This is a genomic window from Nocardia mangyaensis (assembly GCF_001886715.1).
In the GTDB taxonomy this organism is placed as follows: Bacteria; Actinomycetota; Actinomycetes; order Mycobacteriales; family Mycobacteriaceae; genus Nocardia; species Nocardia mangyaensis.
In genome coordinates this window covers 1,094,214-1,113,490 of the sequence record NZ_CP018082.1, presented here as the reverse complement: position 1 = coordinate 1,113,490, position 19,277 = coordinate 1,094,214, and the positions used below count along the sequence as shown (strand labels likewise).

18 protein-coding genes and 1 pseudogene are annotated in these 19,277 nt (G+C 68.8%); 10 read left to right on the top strand and 9 right to left on the bottom strand.

Features of this window, described 5'->3' with window-relative positions:
- Window positions 1-15: 15 nt before the first annotated feature.
- On the top strand, window positions 16-858 hold the full coding sequence (locus tag BOX37_RS05055) for a siderophore-interacting protein (RefSeq protein ID WP_071926613.1): 843 nt from the start codon (window positions 16-18) through the stop codon (window positions 856-858).
- Window positions 859-904: 46 nt separating this feature from the next.
- Complete coding sequence (locus BOX37_RS35080; RefSeq protein WP_071926612.1) at window positions 905-1,207, top strand: hypothetical protein; 303 nt, start codon at window positions 905-907, stop codon at window positions 1,205-1,207.
- Between the two features lie 24 nt (window positions 1,208-1,231).
- On the opposite strand, the gene BOX37_RS05045 is transcribed toward BOX37_RS35080, so the two are convergent.
- Window positions 1,232-2,932: a nitroreductase family deazaflavin-dependent oxidoreductase gene (locus BOX37_RS05045; protein ID WP_071931201.1), complete on the bottom strand. Its 1,701-nt coding sequence runs from the start codon at window positions 2,930-2,932 to the stop codon at window positions 1,232-1,234.
- A gap of 104 nt (window positions 2,933-3,036) precedes the next feature.
- Here BOX37_RS05045 and BOX37_RS05040 point away from each other — a divergent pair.
- The 3 genes and pseudogenes from BOX37_RS05040 to BOX37_RS05030 all read left to right on the top strand — a co-directional run.
- Window positions 3,037-3,597, top strand: a pseudogene (locus BOX37_RS05040) (TetR/AcrR family transcriptional regulator); the annotation flags it as partial.
- Window positions 3,598-3,734: 137 nt separating this feature from the next.
- Window positions 3,735-5,327, top strand: coding sequence for an MFS transporter (locus BOX37_RS05035; protein ID WP_071926611.1), 1,593 nt, complete (start codon window positions 3,735-3,737; stop codon window positions 5,325-5,327).
- Window positions 5,328-5,486: 159 nt separating this feature from the next.
- Window positions 5,487-6,620: an isochorismate synthase gene (locus BOX37_RS05030; protein WP_071926610.1), complete on the top strand. Its 1,134-nt coding sequence runs from the start codon at window positions 5,487-5,489 to the stop codon at window positions 6,618-6,620.
- Window positions 6,621-6,748: 128 nt separating this feature from the next.
- Here the strand turns inward: BOX37_RS05030 and BOX37_RS05025 are convergent, their stop codons facing one another.
- From BOX37_RS05025 to BOX37_RS05005, 5 genes are all read right to left on the bottom strand, one after another.
- Entirely contained in the window at window positions 6,749-8,143 is a 1,395-nt protein-coding gene (locus BOX37_RS05025; protein ID WP_167659895.1) for a serine hydrolase domain-containing protein, read from the bottom strand.
- Between the two features lie 35 nt (window positions 8,144-8,178).
- The gene (locus BOX37_RS05020) at window positions 8,179-9,180 is read right to left on the bottom strand and encodes a poly(ethylene terephthalate) hydrolase family protein (protein ID WP_071926608.1); all 1,002 of its coding nucleotides are present in this window, start codon (window positions 9,178-9,180) and stop codon (window positions 8,179-8,181) included.
- A gap of 172 nt (window positions 9,181-9,352) precedes the next feature.
- Complete coding sequence (locus BOX37_RS05015) at window positions 9,353-10,774, bottom strand: NAD(P)(+) transhydrogenase (Re/Si-specific) subunit beta (protein ID WP_071931200.1); 1,422 nt, start codon at window positions 10,772-10,774, stop codon at window positions 9,353-9,355.
- Between the two features lie 17 nt (window positions 10,775-10,791).
- Window positions 10,792-11,094: an NAD(P) transhydrogenase subunit alpha part 2 gene (locus BOX37_RS05010; RefSeq protein WP_071926607.1), complete on the bottom strand. Its 303-nt coding sequence runs from the start codon at window positions 11,092-11,094 to the stop codon at window positions 10,792-10,794.
- A complete protein-coding gene (locus tag BOX37_RS05005) occupies window positions 11,094-12,212 on the bottom strand; it encodes a Re/Si-specific NAD(P)(+) transhydrogenase subunit alpha (RefSeq protein ID WP_071926606.1) in 1,119 nt (372 codons plus the stop codon). The genes BOX37_RS05010 and BOX37_RS05005 overlap by 1 nt, the downstream gene beginning before the upstream one ends.
- Before the next feature lie 407 nt (window positions 12,213-12,619).
- Here BOX37_RS05005 and BOX37_RS05000 point away from each other — a divergent pair, with 407 nt between their 5' ends.
- The 3 genes from BOX37_RS05000 to BOX37_RS04990 are packed head-to-tail and all read left to right on the top strand — an operon-like array spanning window position 12,620 to window position 14,543.
- Window positions 12,620-13,060 carry an HIT family protein gene (locus BOX37_RS05000; protein WP_071926605.1) on the top strand — a complete coding sequence of 147 codons (441 nt, stop codon included), beginning with the start codon at window positions 12,620-12,622 and terminating at the stop codon, window positions 13,058-13,060.
- Window positions 13,060-13,902 (top strand): maleylpyruvate isomerase N-terminal domain-containing protein, encoded by an 843-nt coding sequence (locus BOX37_RS04995; protein WP_071926604.1) that lies wholly within the window; start codon window positions 13,060-13,062, stop codon window positions 13,900-13,902. Before BOX37_RS05000 ends, BOX37_RS04995 begins: the two co-directional genes overlap by 1 nt.
- Window positions 13,902-14,543: a Type 1 glutamine amidotransferase-like domain-containing protein gene (locus BOX37_RS04990; protein ID WP_071926603.1), complete on the top strand. Its 642-nt coding sequence runs from the start codon at window positions 13,902-13,904 to the stop codon at window positions 14,541-14,543. Before BOX37_RS04995 ends, BOX37_RS04990 begins: the two co-directional genes overlap by 1 nt.
- Before the next feature lie 150 nt (window positions 14,544-14,693).
- On the opposite strand, the gene BOX37_RS04985 is transcribed toward BOX37_RS04990, so the two are convergent.
- The gene (locus BOX37_RS04985) at window positions 14,694-15,206 is read right to left on the bottom strand and encodes a GtrA family protein (protein ID WP_071926602.1); all 513 of its coding nucleotides are present in this window, start codon (window positions 15,204-15,206) and stop codon (window positions 14,694-14,696) included.
- Window positions 15,207-15,304: 98 nt separating this feature from the next.
- Window positions 15,305-15,616, bottom strand: coding sequence for a hypothetical protein (locus BOX37_RS04980; protein ID WP_071931199.1), 312 nt, complete (start codon window positions 15,614-15,616; stop codon window positions 15,305-15,307).
- Window positions 15,617-15,953: 337 nt separating this feature from the next.
- Between BOX37_RS04980 and BOX37_RS04975 the strand changes: the two genes are divergently transcribed.
- Window positions 15,954-17,327 carry an FAD-binding oxidoreductase gene (locus BOX37_RS04975; RefSeq protein ID WP_071926601.1) on the top strand — a complete coding sequence of 458 codons (1,374 nt, stop codon included), beginning with the start codon at window positions 15,954-15,956 and terminating at the stop codon, window positions 17,325-17,327.
- A gap of 16 nt (window positions 17,328-17,343) precedes the next feature.
- The gene (locus BOX37_RS04970; protein ID WP_071926600.1) at window positions 17,344-17,628 is read left to right on the top strand and encodes a GNAT family N-acetyltransferase; all 285 of its coding nucleotides are present in this window, start codon (window positions 17,344-17,346) and stop codon (window positions 17,626-17,628) included.
- Window positions 17,629-17,965: 337 nt separating this feature from the next.
- Here BOX37_RS04970 and BOX37_RS04965 read toward each other — a convergent pair whose 3' ends face one another.
- The gene (locus tag BOX37_RS04965) at window positions 17,966-19,114 is read right to left on the bottom strand and encodes an IS30 family transposase (RefSeq protein WP_420811610.1); all 1,149 of its coding nucleotides are present in this window, start codon (window positions 19,112-19,114) and stop codon (window positions 17,966-17,968) included.
- Window positions 19,115-19,277 lie beyond the last annotated feature (163 nt).

Sequence of the window (19,277 nt, the reverse complement as noted above, 5' to 3'; positions counted from 1 at the left end):
CGGAGAGGAGCAACGGTGAAGGATCGCAGCGCCTGCGCCGAGAATGTCGCCGAGGTGCTCGCCGGGGACCACGGCGCCAAGGTGCCGTACCCGATCGGCCTGCAGGAGGTGGAAGTACTGCGGGTCGTCCCCGTCGGCGCGGCGCTGCTGCGGATCACCTTCGGCGGCCCTGATATCGCGCAGTTCCACAGTTACGTCCCGGATGAGCATGTGCGCCTGATCTTCCCGGGCGAAGACGGCGTGCTCCGGCTGCCGCGGCGGGCGGGCATGGGGCTCGAGTGGGGTAGCGACCCGCGACCGGTCTCGCGCGAGTACAGCGTGCGCCGCCACAGCGTGGAAGACGGCGAACTCGACATCGACTTCGTCATTCATCCCGGCGGCCTCGCCTCCGAATGGGCCGGCTCGGTCACCCCCGGCACCACGATGTACATCGCCGGTCCGCCCGGCGGCGTGGTCATCCCGGACAGCTACGACGACTACCTGCTCGCCGGTGACATCACCGCGCTGCCCGCCATGGCCCGCTGGCTGGAACGCATGCCGCGCGACACCACCGGCTGGGCGTTCATCGAGGTGGCCGGGCCCGAGGAGGAGATCCCGCTCGATCCGCCCGCCGGTGTCACCGTGCGATGGCTGCATCGCGGCGAGCTCGAGCCGGGTACCAGCGACTTCCTCGAGCGGGCCGTGCGCGAGGTGGAAGTGCCCGCCGGGCGCCGCGTCTACGCGTGGGCGGCCGGCGAAGCGGGCTGCCTGCGCGGGGTCCGCAAGTTCATCCGCAAAGACCTCGGTATCGGTCCCGAGGACTCACTCATCGCCGGGTACTGGAAGCGCGGCGTCACCGATTTCGATCAGGAGGACTGAACGGCGCGCACGAGCCGCGGACGCCAAGGAGCAGGGCACCGTCGCGGTGACCTCCGGTGACGACCTGAACCTGGAGTTCATCGCGGCCCAGCAGCCCGACCTGATCATCGGCGGCGGACCCGGTTGGCCCGGACAGCAGACGATCAAGAACTACGACAAGCTCGCCGCCGTCGCGCCCACCGCGCTGGTGCCGTCGGACCTCGCCAAGTGGCCATGGCGACCCTCGACCTGCTGGCCGAGCGTTTCAAGGTCTGACCGCGCCGCACCTCGCCACCACGATCACCCCGTTCGCCGGAACCCGGCGGGCGGGGTGATCACGTTTCGATGGGTGCACGAATGCTCCGCATGACCTGCGCTCCGGTGGCGCCGGCAGTCAGTCGGTGAAGGTGATCCGGACCGAAACCGGGGTGCTCTGCAGCGCACGGAAGGTCGCCGCGGTGAGGCCGGCGAACAGCGGGTTCGGGGCGAAAGTACGGGCCCTGGCGACCACGTCGTCGGACGGGTGCAATTCCGCGGTCCCGGTGCGCCACTGGTTGCCCTGGCGCACGCGGACTTTCGGCTCGGCGCCGATATTGGCGGCCCAACCGGATCGGGTGCCGTGCTGGCTGATCACCCACGCGCCGGTGTCGTCGAAGGCGACCGAGACCGGGACCACCCTGGTCTGGCCGGATTTGCGCCCGGTGGTCTCCAGGTCGGTGGCGAAGGAAGTGCGGATGCCGAGGCGGCTCAGGGCGCGAACCGTCGGGTTGGCGACGTAGCGGCCGACGGCGCGTTCGACCTCGAACTTGCGCAGCGTCGGGTCCTTCGGTTTCCGGTTCACTGTCGAACTCCTTCTGCTCCGGAACGCGTCGACGCCGTTGCGTTTGAACATGGTCGCCGCCGTGAACCACGCGGTGCGCTCGGGATCGGGTTCGATGCCCGCCCCGATGCGGTGCAGCTGATCGGTGTGCCACTGCAGGTCGAGCGCGCCCTCGACCGCCTTGATCCCGGCCAGCGTGGTCATCGCGGCGGGCAGTCGCAACGACACCCGCGGCGAGCGCAGCCGGGCGGTGCGGCCGTGCAGCAAGTCACCGGCCGCGCCGGGCACGAGGGCACTGGGCCGCCCGAGGCCGACCACATCGCACTCCCCCGACTCGACCGCCGCGTCCATCGCCGTGCGCGTGCGGAAGCCACCGGTGACCGCCAGCGGCACCGCCGCGGCGACCGCACGCACCGAGCGGGCGTACTCGAGGAAGTACGCCTCACGGGCCGCCGTGCTCGCCGAGCGGGCGACCGGCCGCCCCATCATCGCGGGCGATTCGTAACTGCCACCGCTGATCTCGATCAGATCCAGCCGCTCGGCGGCCAGCCGCCGCACCACCGCACGCGACTCGTCCTCGGTGAAACCACCGCGCTGGAAGTCGGCCGAGTTGAGCTTGATCGCCACGGCGAAGGATTCCGACACCTCGGCCCTGATCGCGCGAGCCACCTCGAGCACGAAGCGCGCCCGCCGCTCGGCGTCCCCACCCCAGCGATCCGCGCGCTGATTGGCCAGCGGCGACAGGAACTGCGAGACGAGATAGCCGTGCGCACCGTGGATCTGCACGCCGTCGAAACCGGCCGTCTCCGCGATCCGCGCGGTGGTGGCGAACCGGCCAACGATGTCGACGATCTCGGCATCGGTGAGCGCGCGGGGCGCGGGCACACCGGGCAGATCGAGGCCGATCGCCGACGGCGCCACCGGCTGCGTCCTGGTGGCCAGCGGATTGGCCTGTCTGCCGGGATGGTTGATCTGCATCCAGATCCGGGCGCCGCCCGCCTTCGCGGTCTCGGCCCAGCGGCGCAGGTCCGCGAGGTGACGTTCGTCCTCGACGACGACATTGCCCGGCTCGCCGAGCTGGGTGCGGTCGACCATCACATTGCCGGTCACGATCAAGCCGAAACCGCCTGCGCCCCAACGCCGGTAGAGCCGGTCGAGACGCTCGTCGGGTCCGAACTCCGGCGAGCCGAGGCCTTCGCTCAGCGCGGCCTTCATCAGCCGGTTGGGCAGCACCTGGCCGCACGGTAGGGCGAGCGGATCGCTCAGGGCTGTCATCGTCGACTCCTCCGCGGGACGCGTGTAGTACACCGATCGGTGTACCTTACCGCAGAGTAGTACACCGATCGGTATACTTCCATCGGACCGACGAAAGGACGCCGATGGCAGCGCGTGACGGACTCGTGCAGAGCGCGATCGACCTGGTACGCCGCAACGGTGTGGCCGGAACCGGGGTCACCCAGCTGCTCGAACACAGCGGCATCTCGCGCCGGACGATCTACCTCAACTTCCCCGGCGGCAAATCCGAGCTCATCACCGAGGCGACCCGGGTCGCGGGCCGGGCGATGACGACGCTCATCGAGACCTTCGGCCGCGGCGGCAAGCCGGACACGACCGTCAGCTCGTTCACCGACTCCTGGAAACAGGTCGTCGAATCCAGCGATTTCCTCGCGGGCTGCCCGGTCGTGGCCGCGGCACTGGGCCGCTCGGAGTCGGCCGAGGCCGCCGATGCGGCAGGCACGGCGTTCGACGACTGGGAGCAGGCCCTGGCCACCCGGCTGCGCGCCGAGCACATCGCCCCCGAGACCGCGCTGTCGCTGGCGACCACCGTCATCGCCGCGATCGAGGGCGCGGTGGTCATGTCACTGGCCAAGCGCAGCGCCGAGCCGCTGGACCGGGTGGGCCGACATCTCACCGAACTGATCCGCGCACATACCCCCGCGCGGCAAGTCACAGATACAGACCGGCCGACGGCCGATCCGGACAGCGACCAGGTCGCACCACCGCCGGGGACAAGCCGGGAAGATTGGGGGCGAAAATCCACTGGCATGCCTGACCGATCGGTCGGTAGCGTCATGAGGTGACGTCCACCCAGCACGACGAACAGACCCCCGGCGAATCCCCCGCGCGAGCCGGGGTCAAGGAATGGATCGGGCTGGCGGTCCTCGCGCTGCCGACGCTGCTCATCTCGATGGACCTGAGCGTGCTCTACCTGGCGATCCCCCAGATCAGCGAGGCCTTGCAGCCGAGTAGTTCGCAGCTGCTGTGGATCCTCGACATCTACGGCTTCCTGGTCGCCGGCTTCCTGATCACCATGGGTACCGTCGGTGACCGCATCGGCCGCCGCAAACTGCTGATGATCGGCGCGCTGGCCTTCGGCGTCGCCTCGGTGCTCGCCGCGTACTCCACCAGCGCGAGCATGCTCATCGGCACCCGCGCGCTGCTCGGCATCGCCGGCGCGACGCTGATGCCCTCCACACTGGCGCTCATCCGCAACATGTTCCACGACGACCGCCAGCGCACCACCGCGATCAGCGTGTGGATGACCAGCTTCATGGTCGGCATGGTGATCGGCCCGCTGGTCGGCGGCGCGATGCTGGAGCACTTCTGGTGGGGCTCGGTGTTCCTGGTCGCGGTCCCGGCGATGGTACTGCTGCTGGCCAGCGGCCCGGTCCTGCTGCCGGAGTACAAGGACCCGAATCCGGGCAAGCTCGATCTGCTCAGCGCACTGTTGTCGCTGCTGGCGGTGATGTCGGTCATCTACGGCATCAAGGAACTGGCCAAGGACGGCTGGTCGATCGAAGCGGTCGGCGTCCTGGCGGCCGGCTTGGCCCTCGGCACGGTGTTCGTGCTGCGGCAGCGGCGGCTCACCGATCCGCTGATCGACCTGCGGCTGTTCGGCAATGTGCGGTTCAGCGGCTCGCTGGTGGCGCTGATGGTCGCCATGCTGGCGATGGGCGGGCTGTTCCTGCTGCTCGCCCAGTACCTGCAACTCGTGCTCGGCCTGTCGGCGTTCGAAGCCGGACTGTGGACCGTGCCGCAGGCCGCCGCGATGGTGGTGGCCGCCGGTGTGGTGAGCGCGGTCGCGCCCCGGGTGCGGCCCGCGTATCTGATGGCCGGCGGCCTTGTCCTCGCGATGTTCGGCTACGCGGTGTTCACCCAACTCTCCGGCGGCGACGACCTCGCGCTGATCGTCACCGGCATGGTCATCTTCTCCCTGGGGCTGAGCCCGATGTTCGTGCTCGGACTGGATCTGATCGTCGGCGCGGTCGACCCGGCGCGTGCGGGTGCCGCCTCGGCGATCTCGGAGACCGGTCAGGAGCTCTCGGCGGCGCTCGGCGTGGCGGTGATCGGCAGCATCGGGACCGCGGTCTATCGCGGCCAGATGGCCGAGACGATGCCCGCCGGGCTGCCCGCCGAGGCCACCCTCGTCGCCGAGGACACCCTCGCCGGCGCCCTGCATGTCGCGACGGCGCTGCCCGCGGCGCTCGGCGGCGAGCTGACCGAGGTCGCGCGGCAGGCGTATACCCACGCTCTGCAGGTGAACTCGGTCGTCGGTATCGGACTCACCGCCCTCGCGGCCACGCTGGTCATGGTGCTGCTGCGCCACATCCCGGCGCCGAACGACGCGCGGGAGCGCGAGCCCAGCGCGGAGGTCGCGGACTCGCACTGACGGTCGGTCCGAGCGGGTGATCCCGCCGGTCCTGTCAAGCGCCCTGCCACCTGAGCCGACCACCCGACAGTCAAATCAGGTTAGGCTAACCACAGGGGAGGCGTCCCCGGTCGCGCCACGGCCCGACGGTGGCGCAGCGCACGACATGTGACCGAGAGGATGATCACCATCAGTACTGACAGCTCCGATCCCGCTTTCGTTCTGTCCCGCCCGCAGCGGACGGTGTCCGCGACAGCGGGCGATACCGTCTTCCGCTCGGCCCACGACGCGATCACCGCGCTGCGCAGCGGCCGGATCAGCCACATCGTCGGCGCCCTGCCGTTCGCCCCCGGGGCCCCCGCGGCGCTGTGGGCGCCGGACTCGGTGACCATCACCGACGCACCGCACCGCCCCGAACCGCGCGCGCTGCCCGGCTTCACCATCGATGCCGCGATCCCCGCTCCCGAGGAGCATCATCGCCGTGTCGCCGCAGCGGTCGAACTGCTCGCCGACCCTGGGCATCCCGTGCGGAAAGTGGTGCTGGCCAGGGCAGTTCGCGGCATCGCCACGCAACCGGTACGCGCACACCACATCCTGGACCTGATGGTGGCCTCCGATCCCCACGCCAACGGATTCCTGGTCGACCTGTCCGCCGCCGGTGGGCGCTATCCGGGCCTGCACCTCGTCGGTTCCAGCCCCGAGATCCTGGTGCGCCGCGACGGGAACGAGATCCTGAGCCATCCGCTGGCCGGATCGGCCCGCCGCGTGCACACCGACAGCCACGCGGACCAGGCGGCCGCCGACGCTCTGCTCGGCTCGCCCAAGGACCACGCCGAGCACCGCTTCGTCACCGACCAGGTGTCGACGGTGCTGCGTGACCGATGCGCCGACGTGCACACTCCCGCACCGGAACTCACCAGCACCCCCGCGATGTGGCACCTGGGCACCCCGATCACCGCCTCCGTGCCGACGGCCGGACCGACGGCGCTGGAACTGGCGGTCGCCCTGCACCCGACACCCGCGGTCTGCGGCACCCCCACCGCCGCGGCGGCGCGTGTCATCGCCGAACTCGAGGGCGAACGCGGCTTCTACGCGGGCGCGGTCGGCTGGTGCGATGCCGAGGGCAATGGCGAGTGGATGGTGAGCATCCGCTGTGCCGAGCTCTCCGCCGACGGTCTGAGCCTGCTCGCCCACGCGGGCGGCGGCATCGTCGCCGAATCCGATCCGGCCGCCGAACTGGCCGAGACCACCGGCAAGCTCGGGCGCATCCTGGGCGCACTGGGCGTCACCGACCTGCCGGTCACCGTCTCCTAGATCGATCGACCCGCTGCGCCCCTCCGCAGTCGGTGGCCGCCAACGTCAACCGCCCAGAGAAGGTGGACGGGATGATCGCCGCCGACAAGGCGGGGTGGTCGCGTTTCGGCAGCGCCGGAGAAAGCTCCTCAGCGCGGGGTGTTGCCCAGGGCGAGCGCGGCGGCTGCCACCTGTCCGCCGACGTCGAGAACGAGGTGGAACACGTCGACCGCGACGAAGGTACCGTTACACCAGACAATGTTGCAGTCGCTCGCGGCATAAGGGCCGACCCCGAGCAGGATGGCGGCCGCGGTCGACGCGTCGAGCAGCGCGGCCAAATCCTCGGCGGTCCGGACCGACAGCGGCTTGCGCTCGACCAGGTACGGATCGACGTAGGGGTCGGCGGGAATATCCGTGACCGCTCGGGTGATCCGCTGGAACAGCTCGTTGTTGTCAGGGTTGCCGCTCCCGGTGAGTATCGCGATGGGGTTGTCCAGGTCGACCCGCAGCGGAATCCCGAGACGGACGACGACCAGGTCGCGGCTGGGAACCACGGTCATGAACTGGCCGAGCGCTCCTTCGTAGGAATACATGTCGCGCGGGGAGCCGGGGAATTGCGGGTGATCGTAGAAGATCGCGCTCGGGACCTCGGTTCCTCGGTAGGTGTCGCCGGAGTTGAGCCAGGTCAAGAAGCCGTATCCCGGGTTCGCGGCGGTGCCGGTGGCGGCCTGCCGCAGATAGTCGGCGTCGATGAGCTGGTCACCGTTCCAGCGACCCTCACGGAGCAGTAGGTGGCCGAGGAGGGCGAGGTCGTCAGGGCGCATGGCCAGGCCGCCGTTGACGGCGGTGTTGCCGCTGCGGTCCCGGAGCCAGACCCAGTTCCCACGGTCGATGCCCAAGGGCGCGAACAGTTCCCGCTGCGCGAAGTCCTGGAAGTCGGCGCCGGTGGCGATCTCGATGATCTTCGACAGCACCATCACGGTGTTCTGCGCGTATTGGAAAGTGCTGCCCGGGGCGTAGTCGGCAGGTGCGGCGAGGGTTTGCCGGACCGCGTCGGTCTGCTGTCCGGCGAGGTCGGCGGGCCAGCTGAAATGCAGGCCGGTGGTCTGGGTGAGGACTTGGCGCACCGTGAGATTCGCGTGCGCGGAATCAGCATGCGGGAAGAACCTGCCGAGCGGATCGTCCACGCTGAGATGACCCAGCGTCACGGCTCGTCCGATCACCGCGGCGGTGACGCCCTTGGTGGCGCTGGCCAGCGGCAACGGCTGATTCCGCGTCGGAGTGTGGTCGGCGACCAGACAGCCGTGCCGGTAGACCTGGACCGCGATTCCGCCCGCGCGCGTCCCGAAGTCGAGTGCGTCGCGCAGCGCCACCGAGTCCATCCCGACCTCCCCTGGGCTCGCGCGCGGCACCGGCTGCCCGGAGACGCGCTCGGAACAGCCACGCTCGCCACCCTGTTGCGCGGTGGCGGCCGGTGACACCATCGGGAAGACAGTGATCGCGGCAGCCGCGATACCGACGAGCCAGGGAAAGTGTCGGGACATCAAGGATTTCTCTCCGATCATCAAGGCGCGGCGACTCATCGCAGGCTGTCGGCCGTCGAGTTGCGCTCGACTCTGATAAAGGTCGGGTCCGCCCGCAGCAACCAGTCGGGGCCGACAAAGAACCGGCGGGCGGTGTCGTCATCGAAGGCGAGGTACTCGAGCCAAGCCACCGCTGCCCCGGACGACGGGAAGGCGCCGGGTCCGTCAAGGGGCGAGAAATGGCTCACGCCACGGGCATTGGCGATCCAGGCGGGTGCGTGGAAGGTGAGGTCGTACTGCCACCAGCGCACCCAGGCGAAGTCGGGAACGACGAAGTCGTCGGCGCCGGTGAGGAACAGCGTCGGGACGCCGACGAGCGCGCCGACTCCCACGGGGCCCGGCGCGATCGCCAGTACGCCGATTACCGCGAATCCCGGATCGACCGCCGCCGCGATCTGCGGGAACAGCGCCGCCGCTTGCAGGGCGGCGCCCCCGCCCGCGGAGTGCCCGGCCAGCACGGTGCGACCGAGATCGATCCGGCCGAACAGCGGCGAGCCGGGATCGCGATGCTGGGCGATCGCCGTGGCCAGACCGATCACGGGCAGATGGGCGAGCGAGTTCACGAAGTCGTAGGTGATCACGACGACGAAGCCGTGACTGGTCCACTGCCGCGCCAAGGTGTCGTACATGCCGGGGTTCGCGGTGATGCCGCCCTCGAACAGGATCAGCGGCGCCTGCTCCATCATGGCGATATCGGCCGGATAGTAGGTGTTCGCGCCGACCGGCGACTGCAGCCCGTAGGGAAACGCCTGCGTGCATCGCGCGTCGTCGCGGTTGCCGAACAGGCGCACGGTGAGGTGCGCGATCATGCCGGCGACCGATTCCTGACAGGAGTTGGTCACTGTCGCAGTGGCGACCGGGTGCGGTCCTGGCTGGTCGAAGACGCTTTGCGCGGTGATTCCTGGCGCGATCGCCTCGGCGTTCGCGGTGGTGCACGACAGCGCGGCGGTCAGGGCCGACATCACCATGGCGGTCAGCAGGCGGGCGAGTGGCCTCATCGTCGAGGACTCCGTTTCTTCACGCCGACTTCCCGGTCGCCGATTGAGACTGCTTCGTCTCAATCAAATTAGCACCCCTGTGGCGTGCGACACAATGGGTGAAGGGACGGCAACGAGACGGGCCCCGCCGTTCTCCGAGAACAGCGGGGCCCGTCAGCTGTGTAGCGGTCTCTTACAGCGCCTTCAGTTCCTCGGTGACCGCACCGACGGACTTCTTGGCATCACCGAACAGCATCGAGGTGTGGTCGGCGTAGAACAGCGGGTTGTCGATGCCGGCGAAGCCGGAGTTCATCGACCGCTTGAGCACGATGACGTTCTTGGCCTGATCCACATTGAGTACCGGCATGCCGTAGATCGGGCTGCTGGCGTCCTCGCGGGCCGAGGGGTTGGTGACGTCGTTGGCGCCGATGATCAGGGCCACATCGGTGCGGCTGAACTCGCCGTTGATGTCGTCCATCTCCTTCATCGCGTCATAGGACACCTCTGCCTCGGCCAGCAGCACGTTCATGTGCCCGGGCATCCGACCGGCGACCGGGTGGATCGCGTACTTGACTTCGACACCCTTGGCCTCGAGCAACGCCGCCATCTCCTTGACCGCGTGCTGGGCCTGCGCCACGGCCATACCGTAACCGGGGACCACGATGACCTGATTGGCGTAGGCCATCTGGATCGCGGCATCGGCGGCGGAGGTGGCCTTGGCCGACTTGGCCTCGCCCCCATCGGCACCCGCGGCCGCGCCGCCGCCACCACCGAAACCACCGGCCACGATCGCCGGGATGGACCGGTTCATCGCCTTGGCCATCAGATTGGTAAGGATGGTGCCCGAAGCACCGACGATCATGCCCGCCACGATCATGGCGGTGTTGTTCAGCGCCAGACCCGCGGCCGCGGCCGACAGACCGGTGAGCGCGTTGAGCAGCGAGATGACAACCGGCATGTCCGCGCCGCCGATCGGCAGCACGACCATCAGGCCGAGCACACCGGCCAGCACGAGCAGGCCGATCATCCACAGCTGCGAGACACCGCCACTGCCTGCGCCGACGCCGATCACCACGGCGCAGGCGATGGCGCCGAGCAGCAGCAGCAGGTTCAGCGGCTGCTGCAGCTTGCCGATCCCGATCGGCTTGCCGGACAGGATCTCCTGCAGCTTGGCGAAGGCGATGATCGAGCCCCAGAACGAGATCGAACCGATCACCGCGGCGAACAGCGAGCCGATGATGATGTGAATGGTCGGCTCTTCGTGCAGCTGGGAGAAGCCCGAGCTGTCGATGAACTCGGCCCACGCGATCAAGGCGACCGTGCCACCACCGACGCCGTTGAACGCCGCGACCAGCTGCGGCATCTCGGTCATCTTGGTGCGCACGGCGGGCGGAACACCCAGTGCCACACCGACGATCAGACCCGCGCCGATCAGGATCCAGTTGAGCAGGTCGGCGTTGCGCACCGAGATCAGCGTGGCGATCACGGCGATGGCCATACCGACCGCGGCGATCTGGTTACCGCGCACCGCGGTCTTCGGCCCGGTCAGGCCCATCAGGCCGTAGATGAACATGGAGAAGGCCACGATGTAGAGGCCGTTGACCAGATAGGTCATGTTGTCGACTGCGTGCATCACTCGGCCGCCTTCTTCTTACCCTTGAACATGCCGAGCATGCGGTCGGTGACCACGAAGCCACCGATCACGTTCAGCGTGCCGAACACCACGGCGACGAACAGCACGATCTGCGCCAGCAGTGAGGGGTCCTTGATGTTGCCGAGGACGACCAGCGCACCGAGCACGACGATGCCGTGAATGGCGTTGGTGCCCGACATCAGCGGGGTGTGCAGGGTGTTGGGGACCTTGGAGATGACGGCGAACCCGACGAATCCGGACAGCACCAGGATCGAGAGGTTCGCGATGAGTTCGGTGTACATCAGGCTTCCACCTCACGAGTGACACAGGAATCCGCCAGCACCTGATCGGAGAAGTCGGGCACGAGTTTCCCGTCGACCAGCATCAGTTCCAGCAGTGCCGCGATGTTCTTGGAGTACAGCTCGCTGGCGTGCTCGGGCATGGTGGCGGGCAGGTTCAGCGGCGAGGCGATGGTCACCTCGTGCTTGACCACGACCTCACCCGGCTCGGTGAGCTCGCAGTTGCCACCGGTCTCCCCGGCCAGGTCGACGATCACGCTGCCCGGCTTCATCCCCTCGACCGCGGCCGCGGTCACCAGGCGCGGTGCGGGACGACCCGGCACCAGCGCAGTGGTGATCACCACGTCGAAGCCCTTGATCGCGTCCTCGAGCGCCTTCTGCTGCTGAGCCTTCTCCTCGTCGGTGAGTTCGCGGGCGTAGCCACCCTCACCGGCGGCGTCGATGCCGAGGTCGAGCCACTGGGCGCCGACCGAGCGCACCTGATCGGCGACCTCGGGACGCACGTCGTAGCCGGTGGTCCGCCCGCCGAGCCGTTTGGCCGTGGCCAGCGCCTGCAGACCGGCGACACCGACGCCGAGCACCAGCACGGTCGCGGGCTTGACGGTGCCCGCGGCGGTGGTCAGCATCGGGAAGAAGCGAGTCGACTCCGACGCGGCCAGCAGCACGGCCTTGTACCCGGCCACGTTCGCCTGCGAGGACAGTGCGTCCATCACCTGCGCGCGCGAGATCCGCGGAATCGCCTCCACCGCAAAGGCCTGCACTCCGGCGGCTTTCAGCGCGCCGATCTGGTTGTCGGCATTGCGCGGCGCCAGGAACCCGATCAGCGTCTGGCCCGAGGACAGCTTGCCGATCTCGGCATCGCTGGGCGGTGCCACCTTGACGACGACATCGGCCGACCACGGATCACCGATGGTCGCGCCCGCCTCGACATAGGACTCGTCGGGAATGAGCGCACCCAGACCCGCCCCGGCCTCCACGACCACCTCGACACCCTGCTTGGACAGGGCGGGGATGATCTTGGGCACCAAGGCGACTCGGCGCTCGCCCGCACCGGACTCGCGAACGACTCCGACACGCGCTCCCCGCGGCGATTCCTCGCCGGCGTTTTGCGTTGTCTCCACTAGTCAGACTTCCTTTTCGTGCTGGCTTCGAGCCTGGGTACAACGGTCCAGCCGAAGCTACCTACGAGTAAGTTCGGCTGAAATCCTCGCAACTGTACTCGGCTCGCGGTGAGCCTAGCCGAGATCCCCGTCACAGCGGGATGCCGGTTTCTCGCAGACAAATTCGACTGTGCCCAGCGGTTTCGCGGAAACGGCGGCGCGCGGACCCGGCGAACACCGGGTGGCGGCCACTCCGGGATTTCGTCGCCGCAGGTGGGAACAGACAAGACCGAACGTCCAGGTCGGGCACTCACCTTGACGCCCGAGTCCTGGTCAGGTGATCAATAGGGCGTCGGACGTGATGCGAGTCATGCCGGTATCGCGTTCGGGCTGTCGCCGGACCCGGCCGACGCCGTAGGGTTCTCGCCGTGAACGACTGCGTCTTCTGTCTGATCGTGGCGGGTGCGGCGCCCGCGACCAAGGTCTACGAGGACGATGCGGTGTGCGCGTTCCTCGATATCCGCCCGGTCACCCGCGGCCACACCCTGGTCGTGCCCAAAGCACACGCCGACGAACTCGAGGATCTCGACCCCGAACTCGGCGCGGAGGTGTTCCGCGTCGGCCATCGGCTCGCGCGCGCCGTGCGCCGAGGCGGATTGGCCGGCGACGGTGCCAATCTCGTGGTCAACGACGGCACCGCCGCCTTCCAGACCGTCGGTCACGTCCATCTGCACGTGGTGCCGCGCAAGCACGGAGACAAACTCAGCTTCGCCAAGGGTTTCCTGCTGCGGCGTGCGCACGAGCCCAAGGCCACCGCGGCGGCGATCCGAGCCGGCCTCGCCGAGCTCGACAGCGAAGGAGCGCAGTGATGCCCGACCGGATTCCCGATCGCGAACAGCTCACCGATCTGCTCTCCCAGCAGTGGGAGGCCATCGCGCTGCTCGTCGCCGACCTCGACGAGAAGGCCTGGCGCCGCCCGTCCCCGCTGCCGGGCTGGACCCTGTTCGACGTGGTCGCGCACGTGGTCGGCACCGAATCGTGGCTGCTCGGGCAGACACCGCCGCCGCATGATCCGCTGCGCCCCAAGACCGATGTGCGGACCCTGCCGCACGTGCGCAACGAAGTGGCCGTGCTCAACGAGATCTGGGTCGACCGGTTGCGCCCGCTCTCGGGCAAGCGACTGCTCGCGCTGCTGGACGAGGTCACCGACCTGCGTCGCGCGGCGCTGGCCGCCCTCGACGACGACGCCTGGCAGGCCTTGACGGTGTCGCCGGTCGGTCAGGTGCCCTACGGGCGGTTCATGCGCGTGCGGCTGTTCGACTGCTGGATGCACGAACTCGACCTCGCCGACGGGATCGGTCACCCGGTGGCCGAGGGCGGCGCCCGCGCGGAGACGGCGTTCACCGAGCTCACCCTCGGCCTCGGCCGTGCCGTGGTGAAGGGCGCCAAGGCGCCGGAGGGCGCGCGCGTCACCATCGACCTCACCGGGCCGGTGACCAGGCAGGTCGCCCTCGCGGTGACCGACGGGCGTGGCGTGCTGCTCGACGAGGCCGACAGCGAGCCGACCACACTGCTGCGGCTGGACTCCGGGCTGTTCGCGCGCCTGCGCGGTGGCCGATCGACCGCCGAGGCGCATCTCGACGAGATCGCCATCGAGGGCGATGTGGACCTGGGCCGGCGGCTCGCGCGGAATCTGGCGTTCACCATCTGATGAGACTGTTCCTCGCTTCCTATCGGTTCGGCGCGTTCACCGACCGTCTCGCCGGACTCGTCGGCACGCCAGGACGAGTCGCGGTGATTCCCAACGCCTGTGACGCCTGGCCCGCCGCCTGGGCCTCGGCGGTCACCAGCGACCTGAAACCGCTACAGCAGCACGGGTATTCGCCCGAGATCTTCGACCTGCGCGACTATGTCGACCAGCCGGACCGGCTGGACAAGCATCTGCGCGAGTTCCCGATGGTGTGGGTCCGCGGCGGCAACACCTTCGTGCTGCGGGCCCAGTTCGCCCGCAGCGGAGCCGATTCCGTTCTCCCCGCCCTCCTGCGCGAGGACGCCCTCGTCTACGCGGGCTACAGCGCGGGCGCCTGCCTGCTCGGCCCCGACCTGCACGGGCTCGAAACGATGGACGATCCCGCCGAGGTCCGCCCCACCACCGGCATCGAACCGCAGTGGGACGGACTGGGTCTGGTGGATCGCCGCCTGGTCGTCCACCTCGACTCCCCGGCCGATCCGGACGGTGAATCGGCGAAGATGGTGGCTCGCTGCCGTGCCGAAGGCTTCCCGCACTGGGCGCTCACCGACGACGACGTCGTTCTGGTGGACGGCGGACGGCCGCAACTGCTGCGGGGCTGAGCACGGCCGGGCCCGCCGCCGCCGTTGTTCGAGGCGATCACCCGCATTCGCTTGGCGCGACGCGTGTGCTCGCCCCGGCGTCGACACCCGCCCGCCTCGCCGCAGCGCCGGTGTCCACGCCCGCCGGGCGAAGACACTGGGCCGCACGACTCACCCGACGCGCTGACCGGTCGCAACAGGGTCGGCGGATCGCCTGCGGCGGAAGACGATCCAGCGCATCGCGCTGTACATGTAGACCGCCTCGCAAGCCCCCGCCCCCAGCCTGGCCAGGTGGTAGTCGACGCCGAGGGCGGTCAGCCCCGATCCGACGCCGAGGATGAACGCCAGGTAGTTCACCAGCACCACGACCGCGTAGACGGCAGCCTGCTTGCCCATCGGCGCGTGCGAGTGGAAGTTGAACGTGCGGTTGAGCACGAACGCCAGGCCGAACGCGACGATGTAGGCGAGCGTGATCGACAGCGCGATCGGCACCCCGAGACCGCCGTGCAGCACGGTGAGCAACAGCAGGTCGACACCGAAGGTGAAGCTGTTGATCAGGCCGAACCCGAGCAGGGTCGGCGCGACCACGGAGTCCAACCCCCACGGCAGCCGGGCGACCACGGCTTCGCACCAACGGGTGAACCGATCGGCCACCGACTCGATCACGCTCGCCCGCTGCTGCACGCGGCCAGCCTGCCAGCGCCAGGTGACGTCAGAGTGAGCAGTCGGCAAACGCGCAGCGGGTCGGATCACCGCGTCGTCGGCGAACGCCTGCCGCTACCTCAGCCGCCGGCAGCCGCGACCGGGGCGGCCTCGAAAGAGGCCCACGCGGCCGAGCAGCGGCGGCGGGTGAACTCGTCGGCTTCGGCGAGCAGGGCGTCGCGCAGCAGGCGCGGATCGGCGGTCCAGTGGGTGGCGATCTCGGCGAGCGCCTGCACGCCGAACAGTCCGGTCGACTCCAGCGCCGACAACCACTCCTCGTGGGCGCCCGTGTAGACGCGGCGCATCGCCTCGACGTCGATCCCCGCGTCGGCGAACTCGGCCGCCAACAGCGCGCCGACCAGCTCGGCCCGGTCCTGCGGTTCCCTCGTCATCCAGTCCTCCTTGCGAAAAACGGTGCGGCGCAACAACAGCGTCGCCTGATCGATGCGCTGACCGCATCGCGGAGCGGAACTCGAAACACGCCGGGCATCCCTGAAGAACGAACACCCTCCCCCGCATTGTGACGGCTTGGACGCCGTATACACCACCCGGGCGCGCCGAATCACAACATTGCCCAACTCGCGTGATCCCGACCCACATCACCTCTGGTCAGGCGATCACCAGGATCTGGTGGCATTCACCTCGGCCGATGCCGCCGCCAGAGCCTGGTGATCACCTGACCAGCGCGAGTACCCGCGGGCGGCGGGGTGCGCGGGTTAGCGTAGGGAGATGGCTGAGCGAAGCGTGGCGCTGGGGGCGTTGGTCGATGCGGTGTCGGACGGGGCGGTGCTGGTCGATCCGGACGTGCTGACGGGGTACCGGCAGGACTGGGCGCGCGATCCCGCGGCGGGGACGCCGCTCGCGGTGGTGCGGGCGCGCAGTACCGCCGATGTCGCCGCCACGCTGCGGTGGGCGCACGAGCATCGGGTGCCGGTGGTGCCGCGCGGAGCGGGGTCGGGACTGTCCGGCGGGGCCACCGCGGTGGACGGCGGGATCGTGCTGAGTACGGAGTTGATGCGTGAGATCAGCGTCGATCCGGTCACCCGGACCGCGGTGGTGCAGCCGGGGCTGCTCAACGCCGAGGTCAAACGGGCCGTCGCGGCCGAAGGGCTGTGGTATCCGCCGGACCCGTCCTCGTTCGAGATGTGCTCGATCGGCGGAAACGCGGCGACCAACGCGGGCGGCCTGTGCTGCGTGAAATACGGCGTGACCACCGACTACGTGCTCGGCATGGAGGTGGTGCTCGCCGAGGGAACCGTGGTCCGGCTCGGTGGACCACGGCTCAAGGACTCCGCGGGGTTGTCGCTGACGAAACTGTTCGTCGGCAGCGAGGGCACGCTCGGGGTGATCACCGAACTCACCCTGCGCCTGCTGCCCGCCCAGCCGCCGCAGTCGACCGTCGTCGCGAGTTTCGGCTCGCTCACCGCGGCGACCGAGGCGATCCTGGCGATCACCTCGACCCTGCGGCCCGCCATGCTCGAGTTCATGGACACCGTCGCCATCAACGCGGTCGAGGACGAGATGCGGATGGGCCTGGACCGCACCGCGGCCGCGCTGCTCGTCGCCCGCTCGGACGCGCCGGGCGAATACGCCGCACACGAAGCGCGATTGATGGTGACGCTGTGCGAGAAGGCAGGCGCGACAGAGGTTTTCCACACCGAGGACCCCAGCGAAGGCGAAGCATTCACCGCCGCCCGGCGATTCGCCATCCCCGCGGTGGAGAAGATCGGGCCGCTGCTGCTCGAGGACGTCGGTGTGCCGCTGCCCCGGCTGGGCGAGCTGATCACCGGCGTCACCGCCATCGGCGAACGCAACGACGTCCTGGTCTCGGTCATCGCGCACGCGGGCGACGGCAACACCCACCCGCTGATCGTGCACGACCCCACCGACCCCGACAACACCGCCCGCGCCCACCGCGCCTTCGGCGAGATCATGGATCTGGCCATCACCCTCGGCGGCACCATCACCGGCGAACACGGCGTCGGCCGCCTCAAGAAGGCCTGGCTGCCCGATCAGGTCGGCCCCGAGGTCATGGCCCTGACCCGGCGGATCAAGGACGCCCTCGACCCCGAAGGCATCCTGAACCCCGGCGCGGTTCTCTAGCGGGTTAGCATCCCCTATGACCACCAGGCTCGAACACAACGTCGCCGACACCCGCTTCGAGATCTACCTCGACGACGTCCTCGCCGGTTACGCCGACTACGCCGAACGCGAGGACCCCAAGGTCCGCGACTTCCACCACACCATGACCTTCCCCGAGTTCCGTGGCCACGGCGTCGCCGCCAAGGTGGTCGAATACGCCCTCCAGGACTCCCGCACCAACGGCTACCGCGTCATCCCCACCTGCTGGTACGTCGAGAAGTACATCGCCGAACACGCGGAATACGCGAATCTCGTCGCCTAGCGGAGCGGCCGAAGCCATGCACAAGCTCGACGCCGTCCTCGCCACCTTCTGGGAACCCGAGAAGACGCCTCCGCACCCGCGACCGACACGCTCGTCTCCGCGGCCGAGCAGACGCTCGGTGTGCGGCTCCCGGCCCTGATGTGCCGCCTGCTCCATGAGCAGAACGGAAGACCCGGTTGCTGCTAAAGGGTTTCTCGAATCACTCTGCCCGGAAAGCACTTTCGACGACGAGGAGCTGTTCGGCGGGAAATAGGAATCCTCGGCCACCACGCCGCCGAGAAAGCCTGTGCCCCCGGCAGGGAAGGCGGATTCCAGGGGTCGTTGCAACACAGGTTGATCAACTGACTGTTGCCAGGAGCTTAGCGAGACGCTCGGCTGGGGTTTCCCAGCCGAGCGTTTTGCGTGGCCGACTGTTCAGTTCGGCCGCGACCCTATCGAGGTCTTCACGGCTGTGCCGGGACAGATCAGTGCCCTTGGGGAAGTACTGCCGCAGCAGCCCGTTCGTGTTCTCGTTCGAGCCGCGCTGCCATGGGCTGCCGGGATCGCAGAAATAGACAGGGATGTCGGTGGCGACGGTGAACTCTGTGTGTCGAGCCATCTCCGATCCTTGATCCCAGGTCAGGGATCTGCGCAGATGCGGCGGGAGCGATTCCACGGTCCTGACGAGTGAATCTCGGGTGGCGGCGGCGTTATGGCCGTCGGGAAGATGGGCGAGCATCACGTAGCGGGTGGTGCGTTCAACGAGCGTGGCGATGGCCGACTTGTGATCCTTGCCGATGATCAGGTCGCCTTCCCAGTGTCCAGGGACAGCGCGGTCGGCGGCGTCGGCGGCCCGTTCGCTGATCATCACCTTGTCCGGGATGTTGCGGGGCCGACGTTTGTAAGACATTCGATGAGGCCGGCGCATCGTGCGTCCTGTCCGCAGAGCCTTGGTCAGCGCCCTGCGCAGTTCTCCGCGGCCTTGGACGTAGAGAGCCTGGTAGATCGTCTCGTGGACCACGTGCATATCCGGTCGGTCGGGAAAGGTTGTCCGCAGAGCCTGGCAGATCTGTTCTGGGCTCCACCGCAGGGTCAGGTGCTGCTGGATGAAGTCCCGCAGTTCGGGGTTCTGGCCGATCTTGCCGGCTTTTGGCCGTGGGCCGCGTTGTTCGGCCCGGCGGTGGGCGGCGTGCGGCCGGTAGACCCAGTCCTTGCCCCGCCATAGCGCTCCGTTGCGGCGGATTTCTCGGCTGATCGTGGAGGGGCTGCGGCCCAGCTCAGCTGCTATCTGCCGGATAGATGCGTTCTCCCGTAACCGGTCAGCGATGTAGATGCGGTCGGCTTCCCTGAGATAGCGGGACGGGCCAGCAGTCGAGGAACCGGCCGAGATCGGCGGCTTGGGCTTGCCGTAGGTCGGCGAGTGATGGCCGTGGCGCCATCTCTTTCCGGTCCGCCGGTTGACCCCGACGATCCTGCATGCTTCCGCGTTGCCGTAGCCCTGACTCATGAGCCGGAGATATACCTCCCGCTCACGAGTCAGGCGACGGCCGCCCCCACCCGTTCTGTTCTCACGGATCTCGAAATCCACTGCACCCCTTGAGCTGGGGTGTTGCAAGGACCACTAGAACCCAAGGAAAACTGCCAGGGGCACAAGTGCTTTTCGCGTCAGC

Bases quoted from the DNA above. Each gene is read 5' to 3' on its own strand.
- BOX37_RS04965 (WP_420811610.1), bottom strand. From the start codon at position 19,114: ATGAGTCAGGGCTACGGCAACGCGGAAGCATGCAGGATCGTCGGGGTC.
- BOX37_RS04995 (WP_071926604.1), top strand. From the start codon at position 13,060: ATGCCCGACCGGATTCCCGATCGCGAACAGCTCACCGATCTGCTCTCC.
- BOX37_RS04980 (WP_071931199.1), bottom strand. From the start codon at position 15,616: ATGACGAGGGAACCGCAGGACCGGGCCGAGCTGGTCGGCGCGCTGTTG.
- BOX37_RS05020 (WP_071926608.1), bottom strand. From the start codon at position 9,180: ATGAGGCCACTCGCCCGCCTGCTGACCGCCATGGTGATGTCGGCCCTG.
- BOX37_RS04970 (WP_071926600.1), top strand. From the start codon at position 17,344: ATGACCACCAGGCTCGAACACAACGTCGCCGACACCCGCTTCGAGATC.
- BOX37_RS05010 (WP_071926607.1), bottom strand. From the start codon at position 11,094: ATGTACACCGAACTCATCGCGAACCTCTCGATCCTGGTGCTGTCCGGA.
- BOX37_RS04975 (WP_071926601.1), top strand. From the start codon at position 15,954: ATGGCTGAGCGAAGCGTGGCGCTGGGGGCGTTGGTCGATGCGGTGTCG.
- BOX37_RS05015 (WP_071931200.1), bottom strand. From the start codon at position 10,774: ATGACCTATCTGGTCAACGGCCTCTACATCGTGGCCTTCTCCATGTTC.
- BOX37_RS04990 (WP_071926603.1), top strand. From the start codon at position 13,902: ATGAGACTGTTCCTCGCTTCCTATCGGTTCGGCGCGTTCACCGACCGT.
- BOX37_RS05025 (WP_167659895.1), bottom strand. From the start codon at position 8,143: ATGTCCCGACACTTTCCCTGGCTCGTCGGTATCGCGGCTGCCGCGATC.
- BOX37_RS05030 (WP_071926610.1), top strand. From the start codon at position 5,487: ATGATCACCATCAGTACTGACAGCTCCGATCCCGCTTTCGTTCTGTCC.
- BOX37_RS05045 (WP_071931201.1), bottom strand. From the start codon at position 2,932: ATGACAGCCCTGAGCGATCCGCTCGCCCTACCGTGCGGCCAGGTGCTG.